The organism is Romboutsia sp. 1001285H_161024_C4 (assembly GCF_015550185.1).
Lineage (GTDB): Bacteria > Bacillota > Clostridia > Peptostreptococcales > Peptostreptococcaceae > Romboutsia_C > Romboutsia_C hominis.
Window position 1 is genome coordinate 124,498 of sequence record NZ_JADNAJ010000003.1, and the last position, 20,359, is coordinate 144,856.

General features: G+C 25.7%; 26 protein-coding genes and 1 riboswitch. Of the genes, 18 read left to right on the top strand and 8 right to left on the bottom strand.

Annotated elements, in window-relative coordinates; genetic code table 11:
- Nucleotides 1–76 precede the first annotated feature (76 nt).
- Nucleotides 77–1,171 (bottom strand): AI-2E family transporter, encoded by a 1,095-nt coding sequence (locus tag I1959_RS07185; RefSeq protein WP_195237710.1) that lies wholly within the window; start codon nt 1,169–1,171, stop codon nt 77–79.
- A gap of 175 nt (nt 1,172–1,346) precedes the next feature.
- On the opposite strand from I1959_RS07185, the gene I1959_RS07190 reads away from it, so the two are divergent.
- The 3 genes from I1959_RS07190 to I1959_RS07200 all read left to right on the top strand — a co-directional run bounded on the left by I1959_RS07190 (nt 1,347) and on the right by I1959_RS07200 (nt 3,794).
- The gene (locus tag I1959_RS07190; RefSeq protein WP_166505374.1) at nt 1,347–2,063 is read left to right on the top strand and encodes a pseudouridine synthase; all 717 of its coding nucleotides are present in this window, start codon (nt 1,347–1,349) and stop codon (nt 2,061–2,063) included.
- Between the two features lie 7 nt (nt 2,064–2,070).
- Complete coding sequence (locus tag I1959_RS07195) at nt 2,071–2,652, top strand: tRNA (mnm(5)s(2)U34)-methyltransferase (protein WP_195237712.1); 582 nt, start codon at nt 2,071–2,073, stop codon at nt 2,650–2,652.
- 269 nt (nt 2,653–2,921) lie between these two features.
- Nucleotides 2,922–3,794 (top strand): MurR/RpiR family transcriptional regulator, encoded by an 873-nt coding sequence (locus tag I1959_RS07200; protein ID WP_092925918.1) that lies wholly within the window; start codon nt 2,922–2,924, stop codon nt 3,792–3,794.
- Nucleotides 3,795–3,909: 115 nt separating this feature from the next.
- Here I1959_RS07200 and I1959_RS07205 read toward each other — a convergent pair whose 3' ends face one another.
- Nucleotides 3,910–4,140 carry an integrase gene (locus I1959_RS07205; protein ID WP_240275834.1) on the bottom strand — a complete coding sequence of 77 codons (231 nt, stop codon included), beginning with the start codon at nt 4,138–4,140 and terminating at the stop codon, nt 3,910–3,912.
- 88 nt (nt 4,141–4,228) lie between these two features.
- Here I1959_RS07205 and I1959_RS15645 point away from each other — a divergent pair, with 88 nt between their 5' ends.
- Nucleotides 4,229–4,354, top strand: coding sequence for a hypothetical protein (locus I1959_RS15645; RefSeq protein WP_271892903.1), 126 nt, complete (start codon nt 4,229–4,231; stop codon nt 4,352–4,354).
- A gap of 51 nt (nt 4,355–4,405) precedes the next feature.
- Here I1959_RS15645 and I1959_RS07210 read toward each other — a convergent pair whose 3' ends face one another.
- Entirely contained in the window at nt 4,406–4,546 is a 141-nt protein-coding gene (locus I1959_RS07210) for a hypothetical protein (RefSeq protein WP_195237716.1), read from the bottom strand.
- A gap of 589 nt (nt 4,547–5,135) precedes the next feature.
- Here I1959_RS07210 and I1959_RS07215 point away from each other — a divergent pair.
- From I1959_RS07215 to I1959_RS07225, 3 genes are read left to right on the top strand one after another with little or no spacing between them, the layout of a single operon-like run.
- Nucleotides 5,136–5,360 (top strand): spore coat associated protein CotJA, encoded by a 225-nt coding sequence (locus I1959_RS07215; RefSeq protein ID WP_195237718.1) that lies wholly within the window; start codon nt 5,136–5,138, stop codon nt 5,358–5,360.
- On the top strand, nt 5,357–5,620 hold the full coding sequence (locus I1959_RS07220) for a spore coat protein CotJB (protein ID WP_195237720.1): 264 nt from the start codon (nt 5,357–5,359) through the stop codon (nt 5,618–5,620). The genes I1959_RS07215 and I1959_RS07220 overlap by 4 nt, the downstream gene beginning before the upstream one ends.
- 53 nt (nt 5,621–5,673) lie before the next feature.
- The gene (locus tag I1959_RS07225) at nt 5,674–6,240 is read left to right on the top strand and encodes a manganese catalase family protein (RefSeq protein ID WP_195237722.1); all 567 of its coding nucleotides are present in this window, start codon (nt 5,674–5,676) and stop codon (nt 6,238–6,240) included.
- 515 nt (nt 6,241–6,755) lie between these two features.
- On the opposite strand, the gene I1959_RS07230 is transcribed toward I1959_RS07225, so the two are convergent.
- Together I1959_RS07230 and I1959_RS07235 are read right to left on the bottom strand one after the other, a co-directional pair.
- A complete protein-coding gene (locus tag I1959_RS07230; RefSeq protein ID WP_092925916.1) occupies nt 6,756–7,532 on the bottom strand; it encodes a hypothetical protein in 777 nt (258 codons plus the stop codon).
- Nucleotides 7,533–7,670: 138 nt separating this feature from the next.
- A complete protein-coding gene (locus I1959_RS07235; protein ID WP_166505378.1) occupies nt 7,671–8,399 on the bottom strand; it encodes a M48 family metallopeptidase in 729 nt (242 codons plus the stop codon).
- Between the two features lie 109 nt (nt 8,400–8,508).
- A riboswitch (purine riboswitch) is annotated at nt 8,509–8,608 on the top strand.
- 81 nt (nt 8,609–8,689) lie between these two features.
- Here I1959_RS07235 and add point away from each other — a divergent pair.
- Nucleotides 8,690–9,676, top strand: a complete 987-nt coding sequence (gene add, locus I1959_RS07240; protein ID WP_092925913.1) for an adenosine deaminase — start codon at nt 8,690–8,692, stop codon at nt 9,674–9,676.
- Between the two features lie 99 nt (nt 9,677–9,775).
- Here add and I1959_RS07245 read toward each other — a convergent pair whose 3' ends face one another.
- Nucleotides 9,776–10,321 carry a peptidylprolyl isomerase gene (locus I1959_RS07245; RefSeq protein ID WP_243240020.1) on the bottom strand — a complete coding sequence of 182 codons (546 nt, stop codon included), beginning with the start codon at nt 10,319–10,321 and terminating at the stop codon, nt 9,776–9,778.
- Between the two features lie 270 nt (nt 10,322–10,591).
- Here I1959_RS07245 and I1959_RS07250 point away from each other — a divergent pair, with 270 nt between their 5' ends.
- Both I1959_RS07250 and I1959_RS07255 read left to right on the top strand, forming a co-directional pair.
- Nucleotides 10,592–10,999, top strand: a complete 408-nt coding sequence (locus I1959_RS07250) for a hypothetical protein (protein ID WP_195237726.1) — start codon at nt 10,592–10,594, stop codon at nt 10,997–10,999.
- Between the two features lie 60 nt (nt 11,000–11,059).
- Nucleotides 11,060–11,680, top strand: a complete 621-nt coding sequence (locus tag I1959_RS07255; RefSeq protein ID WP_195237728.1) for an HAD family hydrolase — start codon at nt 11,060–11,062, stop codon at nt 11,678–11,680.
- 33 nt (nt 11,681–11,713) lie between these two features.
- Here the strand turns inward: I1959_RS07255 and I1959_RS15345 are convergent, their stop codons facing one another.
- On the bottom strand, nt 11,714–11,881 hold the full coding sequence (locus I1959_RS15345; protein WP_207733551.1) for a hypothetical protein: 168 nt from the start codon (nt 11,879–11,881) through the stop codon (nt 11,714–11,716).
- 176 nt (nt 11,882–12,057) lie between these two features.
- Here I1959_RS15345 and I1959_RS07260 point away from each other — a divergent pair, with 176 nt between their 5' ends.
- Together I1959_RS07260 and I1959_RS07265 are read left to right on the top strand one after the other, a co-directional pair.
- Nucleotides 12,058–13,308 (top strand): chloride channel protein, encoded by a 1,251-nt coding sequence (locus I1959_RS07260; protein WP_207733552.1) that lies wholly within the window; start codon nt 12,058–12,060, stop codon nt 13,306–13,308.
- A 52-nt stretch (nt 13,309–13,360) separates the two neighbouring features.
- Nucleotides 13,361–13,525, top strand: a complete 165-nt coding sequence (locus tag I1959_RS07265) for a hypothetical protein (protein ID WP_166505384.1) — start codon at nt 13,361–13,363, stop codon at nt 13,523–13,525.
- Nucleotides 13,526–13,649: 124 nt separating this feature from the next.
- On the opposite strand, the gene I1959_RS07270 is transcribed toward I1959_RS07265, so the two are convergent.
- Nucleotides 13,650–14,474, bottom strand: coding sequence for a thermonuclease family protein (locus I1959_RS07270; RefSeq protein WP_195237730.1), 825 nt, complete (start codon nt 14,472–14,474; stop codon nt 13,650–13,652).
- Nucleotides 14,475–14,962: 488 nt separating this feature from the next.
- Here I1959_RS07270 and I1959_RS07275 point away from each other — a divergent pair, with 488 nt between their 5' ends.
- The 6 genes from I1959_RS07275 (at nt 14,963) to I1959_RS07300 (ending at nt 20,220) form a co-directional block, all read left to right on the top strand.
- A complete protein-coding gene (locus I1959_RS07275) occupies nt 14,963–15,778 on the top strand; it encodes an Mrp/NBP35 family ATP-binding protein (RefSeq protein WP_195237732.1) in 816 nt (271 codons plus the stop codon).
- Nucleotides 15,779–15,868: 90 nt separating this feature from the next.
- On the top strand, nt 15,869–16,804 hold the full coding sequence (locus I1959_RS07280) for a dipeptidase (protein ID WP_092925901.1): 936 nt from the start codon (nt 15,869–15,871) through the stop codon (nt 16,802–16,804).
- A 79-nt stretch (nt 16,805–16,883) separates the two neighbouring features.
- A complete protein-coding gene (locus I1959_RS07285; RefSeq protein WP_195237733.1) occupies nt 16,884–17,159 on the top strand; it encodes a hypothetical protein in 276 nt (91 codons plus the stop codon).
- 19 nt (nt 17,160–17,178) lie between these two features.
- On the top strand, nt 17,179–17,850 hold the full coding sequence (locus tag I1959_RS07290) for a response regulator transcription factor (protein WP_195237734.1): 672 nt from the start codon (nt 17,179–17,181) through the stop codon (nt 17,848–17,850).
- 153 nt (nt 17,851–18,003) lie between these two features.
- A complete protein-coding gene (locus tag I1959_RS07295; protein WP_166505387.1) occupies nt 18,004–18,144 on the top strand; it encodes a hypothetical protein in 141 nt (46 codons plus the stop codon).
- A gap of 105 nt (nt 18,145–18,249) precedes the next feature.
- Nucleotides 18,250–20,220 carry a [FeFe] hydrogenase, group A gene (locus I1959_RS07300; protein ID WP_092925895.1) on the top strand — a complete coding sequence of 657 codons (1,971 nt, stop codon included), beginning with the start codon at nt 18,250–18,252 and terminating at the stop codon, nt 20,218–20,220.
- Nucleotides 20,221–20,359 lie beyond the last annotated feature (139 nt).

Here is a 20,359-nt window from a genome sequence, read left to right on the forward strand (position 1 = left end):
AGCTATTTATTGTACTTAAATTGTAAATTTTATTTCATATAGATAATATAAAAGAATATTTAATTGATGAAAATTCTTATTTTGAATCTTTAATATTTATATGATTGTTTATGTATTTACCCAAACAAATTTTTATTAATGCTGCAAAAGGAACAGATAAAAAAACACCTAATATACCAAATAATGATCCTCCTATAAGTACTGCAGATATAACCCAAAGTGGACTAAGTCCAACCTGATCTCCCATAATCTTAGGTCCGATTATATTTCCATCTATTTGTTGAAGAATAAAAATAAATACAAATACCCAAAGTGCCTTAAGGGGACTATAAAGAAAAGTCATAGAAATAGGTAGTATAGCTCCTATAAATGGACCGAAATAAGGTATTATATTAGTTAAAAAAATTATAAATGATAAAAATATAGCATTATCAATTTTAATTATAAACTTAAATCCTAAAAAAGCTAGTATTCCTATTATTAATGAGTCTAATATTCTACCAACTATATAATGATAAAATATATAATTAAAGGTTTTAAAAAATTCTAAAAAAGAATTAGCTTTTTTAGTAGTGGTAATAGCGTATAATAAATTTTTACAACTTAGTATTATATTTTCTTTATCATATAATATATAAAAAGACAATATAATACCCATTAAAATATTAAAAAATAAAGAAGTTATACTAAGTATATAATTTAAGATATCAGTGGAAGTTTTTGAAGATAAATTATTAAGTTCTTTTAATAGTATATTTAATCCATCTTCTATTTTATATATCAATAGTTTTAATATATCTAAATGAGATATATGCTTAGTAAATACTGTATGTAAAGTATTTATACAATAAGGTATCTCCTTTAATAAAGTGCTCAATGTATTTATTAAAGAGGGGATTATCATATTAGCACAGATAGATACTAATAAAAAAATACCAATATAAGATATTAAAAGACTTAAAATTCTTTTAATATTAAACTTTTTTTCAAGAAATACCATAAATGGGTTTATCAATAGAGAAAATAAAATACCTATAAAAAAAGGACTTAGAATCATGAATAAACCCTTTATATTAGATAATAAATTTTCTGGTGAATCTATAAACTTATATATAAGTATAGTTATAAAAGCTATAAATACATAATACTTTATATTTTCCTTTGAAATCATAATATTCTCCTTAAAAATGTACTTAAATTAGATATATTAATAGTATTTCATATAAACGAAAAAAAATTAGGGTTTTGTTTTTAACAACAATGTATTATTATATATAATTGTAATAATAAAAAGTCTTATATTAGTGAATTATTATCATGATAAAATATTAAAGAGAAGGTGTAATATGAGGATAAATAAATATATAGCGTCTTGTGGTATAGCATCAAGAAGAAAAGCCGAAGAACTTATAAATGATGGTAGAGTTAGTGTAAATGGAAAAATTATAACAGAATTATCATTTCAGGTAGATGAAGCTAAAGATATAGTAGAAATAGATGGAGAAAAAATAGGACTAGATGAAAAAGAAGTATACATAGTTTTAAATAAGCCAGAAGGATATATAACAACAGTAAAAGATCAATTTGACAGACCAAGTGTACTTGATTTAATAACTGATATAAAAGAAAGAATATATCCTGTTGGAAGACTAGATTATGAAACTAGCGGATTATTACTTCTTACGAATGATGGTGATTTAACATATAAATTAACTCATCCAAAACATGAGATAGATAAAACTTATATGGCAATAGTAAAAGGTGTACCAACTAATGAAGAAATAGAAAACTTTGAGAAAGGTTTGTATATAGAAGATTATAAAACAGCACCTGCTAAGTTTAAAATAGTAAAAATAAATGAAGAAAAAAATTATTCAATATGTCAAATAAAAATACATGAAGGTAGAAATAGACAAGTAAGAAAGATGTGTAGAGCTATAAATCATCCAGTACTTAGACTTAGAAGAGTTGCTATGGGTAAAATAACTTTAAAAGAAACTGAAGTAGGAAGCTACAGACACTTAACTAGTGATGAGATAAAATACTTAAAGGGTATAAAGTAGGTGAATTATGATAAAAGCTAAATATCTAACTAAGGTAATAGACATAAATAAATTGTATCTAGAACAAATAATAAATGAGGGAGATATAGTTGTAGATGCTACTATGGGTAATGGTTACGATACAACATATCTTGCTAAGAAAGTAGGAAAAAGTGGTTTTGTATATAGCTTTGACGTTCAGGAAGAAGCTATACAATCAACATCTAAAAAGTTAGAAAAAGAAGAGTTATCTTCTAGGGTAAAGCTTATTTTAGATGGTCATGAAAACATGGACAAATATATTGACAAAGAAATTTCATGTGTTGTGTTTAACTTGGGATATTTACCAAGGGCTAAACACATGATTACAACAAAGCCAAATACAACAATAAAGGCTATAGAGAATAGCTTAAAGCTACTTAAGCCTCATGGTGTAATAAGTCTTGCAATTTATACAGGACATGAAGGCGGGCTAGAAGAAAAAAATTGTGTATATAATTTTGTTAAAAGCTTAAATCAAAGTGAGTTTAATGTATTAGAATGTAAATTTATAAATCAAATAAATAATCCACCAGAGCTTATTTTAATAGAAAAGAAAAAAGAATATTAAGCCATGCTTTAAGCATGGTTTTTTTAGCTGATTTATTTTTGAAAAAATATTTCTTAAGATGAATTAATTATATGATGCTAGATAAAAATAAAATTATATATGTTTTTTATATAAAAATCTTTAAATGAGTATTTAAAATATATATGTAAAAGTGGTATAATAATATTCGATGCTCAATCAGACATTAAAAATACAGAAAATTTGAATATAGAGGCATTTCTAAAAGAATTTAGAAATTTTGGTAATATATAAATTATAAGGAGAAAGAAATGGAAGATACTAGAGACTTAAAAGATAGTAAAAAACTTATCTCAGACATACAAGCACAATATCCAAGACTTAGTAAAGGACAAAAGCTAATAGCTCAATATATACTATCAAATTATGATAAAGTAGCTTTTATGACAGCTTGCAAATTGGGGGAAACAGTAGGAGTTAGTGAATCTACAGTAGTAAGGTTTGCAAATGCACTAGGTTATTCTGGATACCCTAAACTTCAAGAAGCACTACAAGAACTTATAAAAAATAAGCTTACAACAGTTCAAAGAGTGGAAATGGCAAAAGAATATTCAGATGATAGTACAATACTTAATAAAATACTAAAAGGTGATATAGATAATATAAAATCAACACTAGAAACAATAGATGAAAAAGCATTTGAGGAATCTGCAAATAAGATACTTAAGGCCAGAAAAATATATATATTAGGTATGAGAAGTTCATTTACTATAGCTCAATATTTAGGCTTTTACTTAGATATAATACTTGATAACGTTCATATAATAAGAATGGATATGGGGGACGCATTTGAACAAATAGTAAAAATAAATGAAGAAGATGTAATAATAGCTATAAGCTTCCCAAGATATTCTAAAAAGTCATATCAAATAGTAAGTTATGCTAAAGAAAAAGGAGCTCATATAATATCATTAACAGATAGCTTATTTGCACCAGTTGCATCTTTAGCAGATGATGTATTATTAGTAAAAAGTAATATGGCATCATTTGTTGATTCACTAGTACCTGCATTAAGTATAGCTAATGCTTTAATAGTATCTGTTGGTATGAAAGAAAAAGAAGACATAAAAGAACACTTTAGTGATTTAGAAAAAATTTGGGATCAATACTCTGTTTACGAGTAGAATACATTCTATAAGCAATATACTTTCTCAGTAAACTTGGGTATATTGCTTATTTATTTTTTATATTGAATATTATTTAATAGCAGTAAACTGACATTTATATAAAAACTGACAATTATTTAAATAAAATATTACTAAGATTTATAGAAGTCTCTTTGTCCATTTCTTCTAAAACATGACTATATTTATTCATACTAATCTTAATATCACTATGTCCTAATCTATTAACAACAGTTTTAATATTTGTTCCAGATAATAACACTAATGTAACGTTTGTATGTTTCCTCTTTAGTATAAACATGTGCTTCAAATTCATCTTTTTATATAAAATTACATGTATTCTCATTGATCTCTTTTAATCTATAACTTTCAGATAATACAGCCCTTAAAATAAAATGCATTAGCTCAGAATTGAATTTTAGACTTAGAACAAAATGAAGAAATCTTATATGATAAAGAAATATATATTAGAAGTTATACAAAAAAGACTAGAAAATCAACAGTTAAAAAGAAATGTGAAAATAGAATACTTAATTCCTTTATTAATATTTTTTGTGTAGATTTACCAGGAATACATTTTATATGTTTTTGAAAGTTATCAAGTATTTTTATTAATTCTTAGCTGTTACAGGGTGATCTTCTAATAAATTTATTATGTCAACTATTTCAGAGTAATTAGGTTCTATAAAGGCCAAAAAGTTAAATTTTTTAAATGATTTTAGATAATTTAACCTTTCAAATAATAATTTCATATTTGCACTTCTTATTTTTAAGAGTGTCCATCCTCTTAAATATTAAATTTAACGTTTTATTTTCCTATTATGATAATGTATTAAAAATTCCCCCTTTTTATAAGTTTAATTATTTTTTCTTAATCTATTAAATAAGTGTAATATTCTACTCAATGTGTTTTATATGATAAGAAATAAATTATAAAAAATATTATATAAACATTTAATAATTTGTTTTTGGATTAAAAAATCATGTTATTATCTAAAATGATTCATATGAATTTACTTTATAACTGTTTAATTTATATATAATCTTATGATTAAATTAATCATAGATAGATCGTACTTCAGTGGTCCATTATAGTCTATTGATATATAAGTATATGTCGTATCTTATTGAAAAATTTGATGCTTTATGTTTTTTAATTGAATATATTCACAAATTGTCTAAATAATGAATATTATATATTAAATTGATATTATATTCTCAAAATTTATAGAGAACTCAGAATGATTATTTAAAAATTTTAACTATGAAAATAAGATCAATTTGATTATTTACTATTATTAAAAAATAAGTTCACGAATTAAAAAATTAAGGAGGACAATCATGGATAATTTAAGTACTGTTGAACTAAAGTGTGGTTGTGGATTCGCTAGACCATATGTTAAACGTCAGGTTTATAATAATTCATATAATCCAAAAACTGCATTGAGAAGAGGAACTTTGTTTCCAGAATTAGATTTAATAGAATCTAACAATTACAACGATTGGCTATACGCAAATCCTATGAATAGAGTTAAATTTAAACATAGAGAGGATAGATGTGAATGAGATCAAGTAGAAGGAATCTTTTAGATAAAGTTTTAGAATACAGTTTTGCTTGTATAGAATTAAATTTATATTTAGATAATAATCCAGAAGATAAAAACGCTTTAAATTCATACAACCAATATAGCGATAAGTATGCTCAAGCCAGATATGATTATGAAATTAAGTATGGACCATTAACCAATTTTGGGTATTCACCAAGCAATTATCCATGGAGATGGGTATGTGGTTATTGGCCATGGGATAATGAATTTTATGAATAAAAATATAGAAATATTAAAAATATTAAATATAGATTAAGGAGGACTACATTAAAATGTGGATTTATCAAAAAACATTAGAATATCCAGTTAACATAAAATATGCAGATCCAAGGATGGCTAAACTTATAATGACCCAATTAGGTGGACCTAATGGTGAGTTGGCTGCAGCAATTAGATATCTTCAACAAAGATATACTATGCCAACTGGAAAATCTCGTGCACTTTTAACTGATATAGGTACAGAAGAAATGGCTCATGTGGAAATAATTTCTTCAATTCTATATCAATTAACAAACAATTGTACTCCTGAAGAACTTAAGGCTGCTGGACTAGGTGCAAATTATGCAACATTTGGACATGGACTTCAACCAGTAGATGCTAATGGAGTAAACTTTACAACTGATTATATTAATGTGTTTGGTGATGCTGTAACTAATTTACATGAGGATATGGCGGCCGAGCAAAAAGCATTAGCGACTTATTACCAATTAATAAATTTAACTGATGATCCTGATTTGAAAGATATATTTAGATTTTTAGGAGAAAGGGAAGTAGTACACTATCAAAGATTTGGCGAGGCATTAATGGATGTTTACGACTTTACAGAATGTAGACAATAATTCTAATAAAATACTAAATAAAAAAATCTTATATATTAGCTATATTTTATCTTAGTAAAATATAGCTAGCAAATTAACATATTTCAAGGGCTAAGTAACCAGTTTGAAAAGTATAATTACAGTGCATTTGCTGCAATACTCCCAGAGTAATAGTTTGGGAGTATTTTTATGTACTTCTACATATATTTATATATAAATTTTAATACAAAAGACCAAAGACAAAATGTATAGACTATGGTCAGGTCACTTACGTCCAATTATACTAGTTGTTCATATATACTAAACAAGTTTGTAGCTCTATGCTTATATATTTACTTGTAGAACATAAGTGTATACTAAGCATATGCCAAAAGTTGTATGTCATATTGTAAAAAATAAATTATATATTTAGATTTTCTAGATGATAATTACAATATTCTATTTATGAATGGATTTAAAATAAACAATATACTTATTTTGGTATATTGCTTATTTTTTTAATTTTTAAGTACTATATAATCTTTTAAGTTTATAAATTATTTATATACATTAAAATGCTTTAAATATACTTCATCTTTTTCTTTCTTAGAGCGAGTATCGAAAGGATTGTTTATAAGTGCTTTTACATATAAACTAGGATAATTATAACTTAAATAATTGATATAATGACACCACATATAAGTTAGATATCGATAAACTTGAGATATATCACTTTCCAAATGCTCCTTTTCATATTCTTTAATATCTATATTGTATCTAGTATCAATTTCTTCTTTTAAGTGAAAAAGTGCCATAATAGTTTCTGTAAAAGTTTCGTGATCGTGTAAATATTCATTACTTATTAAAATTACAAGTAAGTTCTTGCTTTCATGAAGAGAATCTTTTATTACAGTTAAGTCAATATTATTTAAATCAATTTTATAGTCATATTTAGATGTAATTAATTTAATATTTTTAAAATAATCAACATCATTTATTAGTCTATCTAAATCAACCATATTTCCAATATTACTAATATTTTTATCACAAATAGTAAACTGATTCAGTAATTTAGTTCCTATCTCTGTAAAGAATACGCCTATTAGTAAACTAAGCTTTTCTACTATATGCGCTCTTTCTCTTTTTTCTAGTAATTTGTCTATAAATAATGTTGTGAAAAATACTTCCATAGGTATAAAGGCTATATCTGCAAATAAAAATATCAAAGTGTGATGAGCATCTTTAAATATTAAGTAATGTATATAGTGCAAAAATAGTGACAATAAAATAAGAAATGCACCTATTAGTATATTTTCATTTTTAAATTTATTCATTATATCCTCCAGCTTTTAAAATTAAATACTTCATTTACATATAGAAAGTAAGTAATTATGTATTTAATAATTTTTGCCAAAGTTAATGATGATATACATTTTTAGTTAAGATAAATTTTACCTAGTATTACAAGATAACTATATTTTTAATTTATTTGAATTATCTCTCAGGTACTTTCTTTTATTTTTATAATTTGGTATTACACTTTCAACTAAGTTCCAAAACTCTTTTGAATGATTCATATGTTTTAAATGACATAACTCATGCACTAATACATAATCAATAATATCAATAGGCGCTAAAAATATCCTCCAGTTTATGTATATATTACCTAGAGAAGAGCAAGTCCCCCACGTAGTCTTTTGTTCTTTAACTTTAATATTTTCAGGATATATATTTAAAATTTTAGAGTATATATTTAATCTTTCTTTAATTTTTTTATTACCAGAAGTTATAAACCATTCTTTGAGTAATTCATAAATCACATTACGTCTATTTGATATACCTATATGAGAACTTATGTCTACTATAAACTCATTTTCTTTTAAATATATACTATTTTTAGATAAGAATTTATTATTATTAATTCTTAATGTATATGGACTTCCAAGGTAATAAATATTATCCCCATCTATAAGTTCAAGTTTTTTTGTACTAAAATTTATCTCATCAAGTTCATGTAATTTATTTAATATCCAATGAATCTTAGATTTTAATAAATCATTAATATGGAAATTAGATATATCACTTGGTGAAGTTACAGTAACTATACCAGGATATTTAACTTTAATATAAATATTTTTTATATTAGATTTTTTTATTATAGAATATTTTATAGAATTATCTTTGTATTTAATTTCATGCAATGGTTTAACCCTCCAAATAAATGTATTAACTTTATTTTACATAAAAAAATAGATTATTAATATAAAAATATATTGACAATGCTATAAAAAGATAATAAAATCATTAGAAATAAACAATTTAAATAGTCTACGTATAATCCCAATAATATGGTTTGGGAGTTTCTACCAAGAACCTATAATTCTTGATTACGAAGGAGTTTTACTTGATTTTAATGTATAAACTTCTTTGTGATCAAGAATTTTTTTATACAAAAAACTAAAAATATAAAACATTAGGGAGGCAATTTATTATGAGAAGATTACCCAAAATAGAACTACATTGTCACTTAGATGGGAGTGTTAGACCACAAACAATAATAGATATAGCAAAGAGGGAAAATATAGAGATACCTTCATATAAAGAAAATGAAATAAAAGAATTGGTAATGATAAAAAAAGATTGTGCATCGCTTAATGAATACTTAGAGAAATTTGACTTACCAAATAAAGTAATGCAAAGTAAAGTAAGCTTAAAGCAAATAGCTTTTGAACTTTTAGAAGATGCACAAAGAGAAAATGTAAAATATATAGAGGTTAGGTTTGCACCACTTTTACACACTAATAAAGGACTAAGTGTAGAAGAGATAATACAAAGTGTAATAGACGGAATAAAAGAAGCTCAAAATATATATGATATAAAGGGTAATGTAATATTATCTTGTTTAAGAACTATGAGTGTAGAAGATGGACTTAAAGTTGTAGAAGCAGGGAAAAGATTTATAAATAAGGGAGTAGTAGCTATAGATTTAGCAGGATGTGAGGAAGAAAGATTTTGCAATAAATTTAAACCTGTAATAGATAAAGCTAGAGAGTATGGATATAATGTAACAATACATGCAGGGGAAGCTGCAAGTGGTCAAAATGTTATAGATGCTATAAATTTACTAGGTGCAAAAAGAATAGGCCATGGTGTTAGAATAAAAGATATGAAAGAAGCTTATGATTTAGTAAAATCAAACAAAGTATATCTTGAAATGTGCCCAACAAGTAATATTCAAACTAAAGCAATAGATGATTTTAATAATTATCCATTATATGATTTTTATAAAGATGGAATATATGTAACGTTAAATACAGATAATCGAACAGTATCTAATATAGATTTAACAAATGAGATAGATTTAATATTCAGGAAGTTTAATATTAATAAAATAGAGTATAAAAATATATACTTAAATACAGTAGAAGCAACATTTTCTGATGAAGAAACTAAAAACTGGTTAAAAAGCTTTATATAAATAAAGACCACTTCTTGGCTAGATAAATTATCCAAGAAGTGATATTTATTTGAAATAATTTATTATAGTTTAATAAATTATTCTACAAGTAGAATATGGCTACATTTTTTTAGGTTCATCATAAGTAGTACCAAATGTATCTACTTTAATTGACTCTATAATTACTTTTCTAGTAGGCATATCATTTTTGTCAGTCTCAACATTTTCTATTTTAGAAACTACATCTATCCCGTTAACAACCTTACCAAAAGAAGCATATTGGCCGTCTAAGTGAGGAGAATCATTAGTCATTATAAAGAATTGACTTCCAGCACTATTTTTATTTTGACTTCTAGCCATAGATAATACTCCTTTAGTATGCTTTAAATCATTTTTAAACTTATTCTTAGTAAATTCTCCATAAATACTATATCCAGGGCCACCCATACCAGTGCCATCAGGGTCCCCACCTTGAATCATAAAGTCTTTTATTACTCTATGAAAAGTCAAGCCATCATAAAAACCATTATTAGCTAAGTATATAAAGTTACTAACTGTATTTGGGGCTATATGAGGGTATAGTTCAGCCTTAATAGTTCCAAAGTCTTTAAATATTATAGTAGCAATAGGAAGCTTTTCAGGTGGAGTTCTAACCTCATCAGCCATTTCATCATTTGAAGAACATCCAACTAAAGCTAAAGCTCCTGCAACTAAAGCTCCTATAAAACCTTTCTTTGTTTTAGTTCTCATAAAATCACCATCCTAATTAAATTTTAGTCGTTTTATTATAGCATAAAAAAATTAATAAAAGATTGATATATCTATATTTTTCCAATATGAATTTTTATTTTAGCATTATATATAAATTACTACATATAATATGTAAAATATTTATATATAAACTAAAAATACTTTTTACATTATGGAGGTAAAGACATGAAAAAAATACAAAAATACATATCAATACTTTGTATAGTATTTTTATTTTTAGTTATATCAGTTAATATAAATTCTTATGCAAATGAACCTATAATGGAGTACAAATTTACCGTAGAGCAACAAAAAGTAAAAAGAGCAGAGTTTATATGGAGAATCTGTATAGAAAAACTTAGACAAGAAAAAGTATTAAGTAACACAGATGCTAAAGCTATAAACAAATATATATCTGATAAAATGGAAAATAAAAGATATGAAGCTCATATCAATAAGTATAAATATCAAAAAAATGCACTTAAAATAAAAAATGTAGATAATATTGTATCTAAAAATATAATAACGAAGGAACAGGGAGAAATATTGAAAAAAGAATTATCAAAGTATAATCTAAATAATTTAGAATACTAAAATGATATGTAGAAAATACATATAAAATAAGGTACTATAAAATGGAAAGGGGGGGATATAATGAAAAAATATAAAAATATAATATTTGATATTGATGGTACTATATTAAATACAGCAAATATGAACATATATCCATTAATCAAGCTAATTAAAGAAGAAAAAGAAATAGATATGACATATGAAAGTCTTTTATTTGCCTTGGGTCTTCCAGGAAAGAAAACTTTAGAGATATTAGGTTTTAATAATATTGACAAATCTTATGAAAAATGGGTTCAGTATGTAAATGAATATGAAAAAAAGGCAACACTCTATGATGGCATTAAAGATATTATAAAACATATGCACTCTAAAAATATAATATGTGGCATTGTAAGTTCTAAAAATAAGTCTCAATATGAAATTGACTTTATGCCTACAGGACTTCATGAGTATATGAGTGCTATAGTATTAGAAGAAGATACAAAATATCATAAGCCACACCCAGAACCACTAAAAAAAGTAATGGAAATGCTAAATATAAATCCATATGATACATTATATGTAGGGGACTCCATATCGGACTATAATTGTTCTAAGAATTGTGAAGTAGACTTTGCTTTAGCTTTATGGGGAGCTGTAGATAAAAATATAAATGCAACTATAAGTTTAAATGAACCTAGTGATATATTAAATTTTATATAAAGATAAAATAAATTATGGTTATATAACCATAATCTATTTTTTATTATTTAAATTTATTTGTATACTTTTTATTTTTCTCATTTTTAAACATCTTAGATCTTTTTTCAAAAGAAGGCAAGTACCTTCTAACCTTTTTTTAGTAGTATTAGTCATTTTGACATTACTCTCTGAATTAAATTCTAAACTAGTATTTTTCTTCATAACAATTTTTCTACTATCATATCTTTATAGTTAGTATGTCTATATAATTTATAAAATATTTATTGTGAAAGTATATAAAATCATATTTATAAAAAGTAAAAATGTTGACTTCCATAATAAAAAGAGTATTATATTGTTAGTACAAAAATAGAAATTTAACGAAATAAGAGGTGAAAATGTTGCATAAAATTAAGGTTCACATCAAAGAAAGTAGCTTGATATTAATTTCCTTTCTAAGATGGTTTGTGCTAGCATCTATATCTGGTGCTGTAGTTGGATTAGTAATATCTTTATTTTTAAATTGTTTACAATTTGCAACAAATACAAGAAAATCTAATCCTTGGCTTTTATACCTACTTCCATTAGGAGGAGCATTAGTAAGTTATTTATATGCCAAGTTTGGAAGAGACTCAGCTAAGGGAAATAACCTTATAATTGAAAGAATTAATGAAGGTCAAGGCCATATACCGTTTAGGATGGCTCCACTGGTATTTTTTGGAACATTTATTACTCATTTATTTGGTGGGTCAGCAGGTAGAGAAGGTACTGGAGTACAAATAGGTGCAAGTATTTCAGCAAAGATAGGTAGAATACTAAAATTAAAAGGATTAGATTATACAATATTAATAATAAGTGGAGTTAGCAGTGGTTTTGGAGTAGTGTTTGGAACACCTATAGCAGGTACCGTATTTGGACTTGAGGTAAGCTCTATTGGCAAAATGAGATACGAAGCTATAATACCATGTTTTGTATCAAGTTATATTGGAAATTTTATAGCTAAATTACTTAATGTTCACCACAGTCATTACAATGTAGTTGATGTTATAGGTGGCGTTGATGTATTTTTTAAGGTAATATTGTGTGCGGCTTTATTTGGTTTTACAAGTAAACTATTTGCAGAACTTACACATGAATTAAAGAAATTTTTTAGCAAAAAAATACCAAATTCAACTTTAAAAAGTTTTATAGGCGGAATAATAATTATAATTATTGTATTAATACTTGGAACCAGAATATATTTAGGATTAAGTTTGGATTTACTAAGTGATTCATTTACAACAGTAGTTTCTAAAGATTCATTTATAATAAAACTAGTATTAACTTCACTTACTTTAGCTGTAGGTTTTCAAGGTGGTGAGGTAACTCCATTATTTGTAATAGGCGCTACACTTGGAAATTTACTTGCTGGAATAGTTGGATTACCTATTTCATTTTTAGCAGGTATGGGTATGATAGCTGTATTTGCTGGAGCAACCAAAACTCCTATATCATCATTTATAATGGGAATCGAGCTATTTGGTTCTTCGAATATAGAATATCTATTTATAGTTTGTGCAATAAGCTATGTGTTTGCAGGTAGAAGTACTATATATACATCTCAGAAAAATTCATTATTTAAACCAGATGAAGAAGATATATATACTTAAAGAGAATATATGATAATATAAGAATACATATTATTAAAAGGTAGGGAAAAATATGAGTAAAAAGGGTAATATTTTAATAGATTCACTTTTAGAAAAAGGGAATATTTATAAGTTAAAATGTAATAAATGTAAATCTATATCAGTTCAAATTACTGAAAATAAAGAGCCAGATTATAAATGCTCTGATTGTGATGGAATATATACGATAATTAAATAATATCCATGTAAAATGAAAGGAAAAAGTACTTACTAAAGTTAAATAACTTTAGTAAGTACTTTTTCTAATTTTATTCTCTAATAAATAATATTAAATTAAAAAATATATATGTAAATAGTACTTTTTATTTAAAACATTTAGAACATGGACTGTAACCTTTATTTAAAGCTTCTTTTTCAGTCAATTTTATAGCGCCCTTCATTCCATGAGAAGTTCTTGATTTATGATAGGAGTTAGACTTACTATTACCACCATTAGCATATACTACATTTTTATCATTTGAATTTATAGTATTAGAACTTTCCTCTTCATTTATCTTAGACATATCATATCCTTTATCAGTTACATACCCATTAATTGACCAGATATTTAACTTATTAGATTTAGCTTCGCTTTGAGTTTTATTTAGTGCATCAAGATGTTTAGTTTGGTTGTATATATAGCCAACTCTTGCTAATCCTTCTTCTACAACTCTTTCATTATACATTTCTAATTTTTTGTGTTCAGGGCATGTATACCATAAATATCCAAGATATCTTCCATATTTATCTGTTGAAGTTTTTCCATCAAGTTCAAAGTAAACAGTATCTCCTTTTTTTAGCAATGATTTAGCAAATTCAGAAGCTTCCGGACCATATTTTTGTACACCAAGATTTGGATGCTTAGTTTCTGGAGTATCTATTAATAATAATCTAGTATCAACTTCTTTATTATTAGGAAGTATTATTTCAACTGTATCTCCATCTACAACTCTATCAACAGTAGCTTTTATTACATCTTTAGAATTTACATCTAAACTTTGACTTACATTACTCTTATGATTAGAAATTTGACTATCTAATACTTTAGAATTAGAAGTTTTACTAGTACATCCTGCAAAAAATAATGGTATTGATATTACAATAGATAGTAAACTTCTTTTATATTTTAGTTTTTCTAAAATTTTCATTTAATTCACCTCTTTTACATACTTTATATATAATACTATTTATATTAAATTTAATGCAACTATTTTGTAGTAAAATGATGAAATTTGTTCATGAAAATTTGAAATACTTTTATAAACTATAACAAATAAAAAATTTCATATATGTAAAAAACTTATCTTGTTTATCATTTAACTCTTTTTCTTTTTTTATCATAATATCTTTTACTTGTTACTCACTTAAATTAGTTTTAGCTACTATATCTGTCATGTCTACATTATTATTAAGAAGCTTTTTAGCATATTCTATAGTTTTTTTGTATTCACCTTTTTTAAAGTTGTTCATATAGTATATCCTTTCAAATAATAGATTTATCTATAAAAAGATTTTTAACCTATACAAAATTTGTGCCTAAAAATGTTTATATAAGGATATAATGGGTATATAGTCATTAAATAATATTATATATAATTTAAAATTTAGATAAACTAAAACTTTTAGGAGGATACAAATGTCAAATTGTAGTTCATGTCCATCAAAATCAAGTTGTAAGAGCCAATCTACTTGTAATATAGAAAATAATCCAAAAAATAATATAAAAAAAGTTATAGGTGTTATGAGTGGTAAAGGTGGCGTTGGTAAATCAACTGTAACAGCACTACTTGCTAAGAAATTAAATAAAATGGGATATAAGGTTGGGATTCTTGATTCTGATATAACAGGACCTAGTATTCCAAGGCTTATGGGAGTATCAAATGAGAGAGCTATATCTCCAAATGGCAAAGATATATACCCTATAATAACTAAAGAAAATATAAAAACTATGTCTGTAAATTACATGGTAGATAATGAAAATCAGCCAATAGTTTGGAAAGGTCCATTAATAGGAAATACTGTAAAGCAATTTTATAGAGATGTTATGTGGGAAGATTTAGATTATTTATTAATAGATATGCCTCCAGGTACAGGAGATGTGGCACTAACTGTTATGCAGTCTATTCCTTTAACTGGAATAGTAATGGTATCAGTTCCTCAAGATATGATATCAATGATAGTTGCCAAAGCTGTTAATATGGCCAAAATGCTAAATATTGATATATTAGGTGTAGTTGAAAATATGAGCTATATACAATGTCCTGATTGCGATAAAAAAATAAAGTTATTTGAAGGAGAAGAAACTGAAAAATTCTTGAGTGAAATGAATTTAAAGTTACTTGGAGAACTTCCTATGACTAAAGAAATAATAAATATAACTCACAATGGAGTAAATGAAATAAGTATGGAATTAGATAGTATACTAACAGGTATAGTGAATAATATAAAATAATTAATAAAAATAAAGCTGCTAAATTAGTAGCTTTATTTTTATTTTAAATCTATAATCTAATATATAATTAAGATAAGGGAGATGACTATTATGAAGCTTATAGATTTACATTGTGATACAATAGATAGATTGTTGGAAGAAGATAAAGATTTATATGAAAATAATTTTTCTGTAGACATAAAAAAGTTAAGAAAATCAAATTCTATTTTACAAGTATTTGCATTATATTTTGACCTAAATAAATATAGGTTAGATCCATATAAAAGGTTTGAAGACATGTATGAAAAATTTAATAAAGAGATAATTAAAAATAGGAAGTATATAGGTCTAGTAACAAGTTATCAGGATATAGTATCTAATATTAATAATAATAAAATATCAGCAATTCTTTCAATCGAAGAAGGAGGAGCTATAAATGGAAATATAGATAATTTATATAAAATACATGATAAAGGTGTTAGATTAATAACATTAACTTGGAATTATGAAAATGAAATAGGTTATCCTCATAATAATCACGATTTTAGATACAATTCTTTAAAGCCATTTGGGAAAAAAGTAGTTGAATGCATGAACGAACTTAATATGATAATAGATGTCTCTCATTTAAATGATGGAGGGTTTTATGATGTAGCGAATATATCTAAAAAGCCATTTGTAGCATCACATTCAAATGCTAGAAGTATAACTAATGTAACTAGAAATCTAAGTGATGATATGATAAAAATATTAGCAAATAGTGGTGGTGTTATGGGAATAAATTTCTGTAGTTATTTTACAGGAAAAAGCTCCATAACTAAAATAGATGATATAATATATCATATAAAACATATAGCAAATATTGGTGGAATAGATGTAATTTCTATAGGAAGTGATTTTGATGGAATAGAAAATGCAGTCGAAGTTTATGATATAGGTGAAATGGAAAAACTTTATTACTCACTAAAAAAAGCTGGATTTAAAGAATGTGAAATCGATAAAATGATGTATAAAAATGCATTAAGAGTTATAAAGGATGTTCTCTAAAAAGTTTTAAAAAGAATAGATTAACATAATATAAATCTAAAGAATATCATACATTAAAATGAGTTTTAGGAGGTATATTATGAAATATGCTAGCTATAAAAAAGGAGTTATAATTGATATAACTATTTTTGAAAACGGTGAGTATATATTTATAACTATAGGCGAAGAGCCAGGTAATATATACACTTATACAAGGCTTGTATATTCTGATAAAACTTTAATACTAGATAACGAGTATAATGAAATATCTGTTAAAGATTTAAATATAGGAGACTTTGTAGTCGCATATCATTCTAACATTATGACCTTAAGTATACCACCACAGACTAATGTATGTATAATTGAAGTTAAGTAGTCATATAAGGAGACAAAATATGAAAAAGCTAATGATTATAGAAGATTCAAAGACTATAAGAGAAGAGTTAAAAGCATTACTTAATAGATATGGTTATGAAGTATTTGCATCAGACAAGTTTGAAAATATAATAAATGATATAGAAAATGAAAAACCACATTTGATATTATTAGATATTAATTTACCTATATATGATGGATTTTATATATGTAGAGAGATAAGAAAAATTTCTAATATACCAATAATAATAGTTACAAGTAGAGACAATGAAGTAGATGAACTTATGAGTATAAATTTAGGTGCAGATGATTTTGTAACTAAACCTTATAATACACAAATACTTTTAGCACGTATAAGTTCTGTATTAAAAAGAGTTTATAATGATTCAGAAAATATGGATATTCTTGAATTCAAGGATTTAAGTTTAAACCTATCAAAGGGAACTGTAAAATCATCTATAGGTTCTTTAGAAATTAGTAAAAATGATATAAAGATATTATCTTACCTTATAAAAAACAAAGAGAAAATAGTAACTAGAGAAGAATTAATGAACTACATGTGGAATTCAGACTTATATGTTGATGATAATACACTATCTGTAAATATAAATAGACTTAGAAAAAAATTAGAAGAAATAGGTCTTAAGGATTATATAGAGACTAGAAGAGGACTTGGGTATATAATGAAATAAAAAAGTGTAACTAATTTAGTTGCACTTTTTTTATTATACTTAAAATATATTATATATGTTTTTTAAAACGACAGATTATCTTGTTTTATGTAACTATATATATTTTTTTGAATATATATATACTAAAAGAAAATTATAAAATGGAGGGGTAAAATGTCTAAAAAAAACAACAAAAATTCTAAGACTAAAAAGATAAATCAGAAAAATTCAAAGAAGAAACCCCAAGAATCTGTAAATATAAATAATGAAATAAAACAGATATTACTAAAAAAATTAATAGAAAAGATAAAATAAAAACCTGATAGCATCAGGTTTTTATTTTATCTTTTTAAAGAATAAGATTAAAACTTACGGGAAAATTAAATAGTAAATTATAAAAATTATATAAGAGGTGCAGACATGGCAAATGAAAGACAAACTATAATACATAGTTCACTTGGTTCTGTATTTAGCGTTTTTAGTGAAGAAGAATTAAAAAAATTAACAAAAGAAGGTAAAAGAAGAATTGCTATCTCTGGAAAAATTAATTCTCCAGGTATAATAGAAGTTCCTAAAGGTGCAACACTTGCTGAAATAATAACTATGGCAGGAGGGCTATTAAATGATAGTGGATTTAAAGCAGCACAACTAGGTATGCCATTTGGAGGATTTATAACTGAAGATAATTTAGATCAAGAATTAGATTTTAAATTATTTGATAAAAACACAAGTCAAACTATAATAATTCTTTCTGACGAAGACTGTATAATACAATATGCTAAATTTTATATAGATTATCTTTTAGGTAAGATGCAAGATGGTAGTTTAGATAACTATTTAGTTGCTAAAAAAGAGATAATAAGAATGTGGAAGCTACTTGATAGAATCAGCAAAGGTAGAGCGAATATGAGAGATATTTTCTTTCTAAGAAGACTTGCAAGTACAGTAAAAGAAAAAGTTAATCAAAAACACAATATAATGGAAGAAATTATAGATAAGTTTTATGATGAGATAAAAGAGCATATAGAAGGTCACCGATGTTATACATTCCAGTGTAACCATCTTATAAAGCTATCTATAACTAAAAAATGTATAGGATGTGGAGCTTGCAAAAGAGTTTGTCCGGTTGATTGTATTGAAGGAGAAAGAAAAAGTAGACATTACATAGATTATACAAGATGTACCCACTGTGGACAATGTGTAGCTGCTTGTCCAGTAAATGCTATAACTACAGGAAATAATACTTTTAGATTTTTAAGAGATCTAGCTACACCAAATAAGTTAGTAATAACTCAAATGGCACCTGCTGTTAGAGTTGCAATAGGTGAAGCTTTTGGACTTGAACCTGGTACTAATGTGGAAAATAAAATATCATCGGCGCTTAGACAGATTGGCGTAGATTATGTATTCGATACCACTTGGGCTGCAGATTTAACTATTATGGAGGAAGCTGCTGAACTTCAAGAGAGAATTGAAAAATATTACTCAGGTGATAAAAGTGTAAGACTTCCAATACTTACATCTTGTTGTCCTGCTTGGGTTAAATTTATAGAACAAAATTATGCTGATATGTTAGACGTACCATCATCTGCTAAGTCACCTATGCAGATGTTTGCAACGGTTGCAAAAGATATTTGGGCAAAAGAAAAAGGGCTAGAAAGAGACCAGGTAACATTGGTTTCTATAATGCCTTGTATAGCAAAAAAATACGAAGCTTCAAGGGCAGAGTTTTCACGTGATCTTAATTATGACGTTGATTACGTTATAACAACTAGTGAATTAATGACGTTATTTAAAGATTCAAATATAGATTTAAGTCAAATAGAGGATTCTCCTATTGATTCGGTACTGGGTGACTACACAGGAGGAGGAATAATATTTGGTAGAACAGGAGGAGTTATAGAAGCTGCGACTAGGACTCTTTATGAAAATATGACTGGTAAAAAACTAGAAAAAGTTGAATTTGAATCTCTTAGAGGATGGGATGGTCTAAGGGTAGCAGAAGTTAAAGTTAATGATTTAACATTAAGAATAGGTATTGCCTATGGTTTAAGAGAAGCTGGTAAACTCCTTGATAAAATAAGAAATAAAGAAGAATTTTTTCATGCTATTGAAATAATGGCATGTCCTTATGGATGTGTTGGTGGAGGTGGACAACCTAAAGCTAAAAAAAGACTTGAAACTCTTCAACAAAGAGCTGAAGGTTTAAATTCCATAGATAGATCATTAGACCTTAGAGTATCCAAAGATAATCCTAAGGTAAGAGCAATCTACGACAATCACTTAGATCATCCATTAAGCCATAAGGCACATGAATTGCTTCATACTGAATACTTTGTGAAGGTAAAAAGAGGAAAAGATGAAAACACTGATGCAAGTAAAGAAGAATAGAAACTTACTTAAATAATGATCTTTAAAGAAAGAGTGAATTTTATGGGTAATAAAAAAATCTTTTTGAGAGATATTAAAAATAATGAACAAATAAAAACCTCTCTTATGGTTATGAAATATCTTCATAGGGATGGTAATA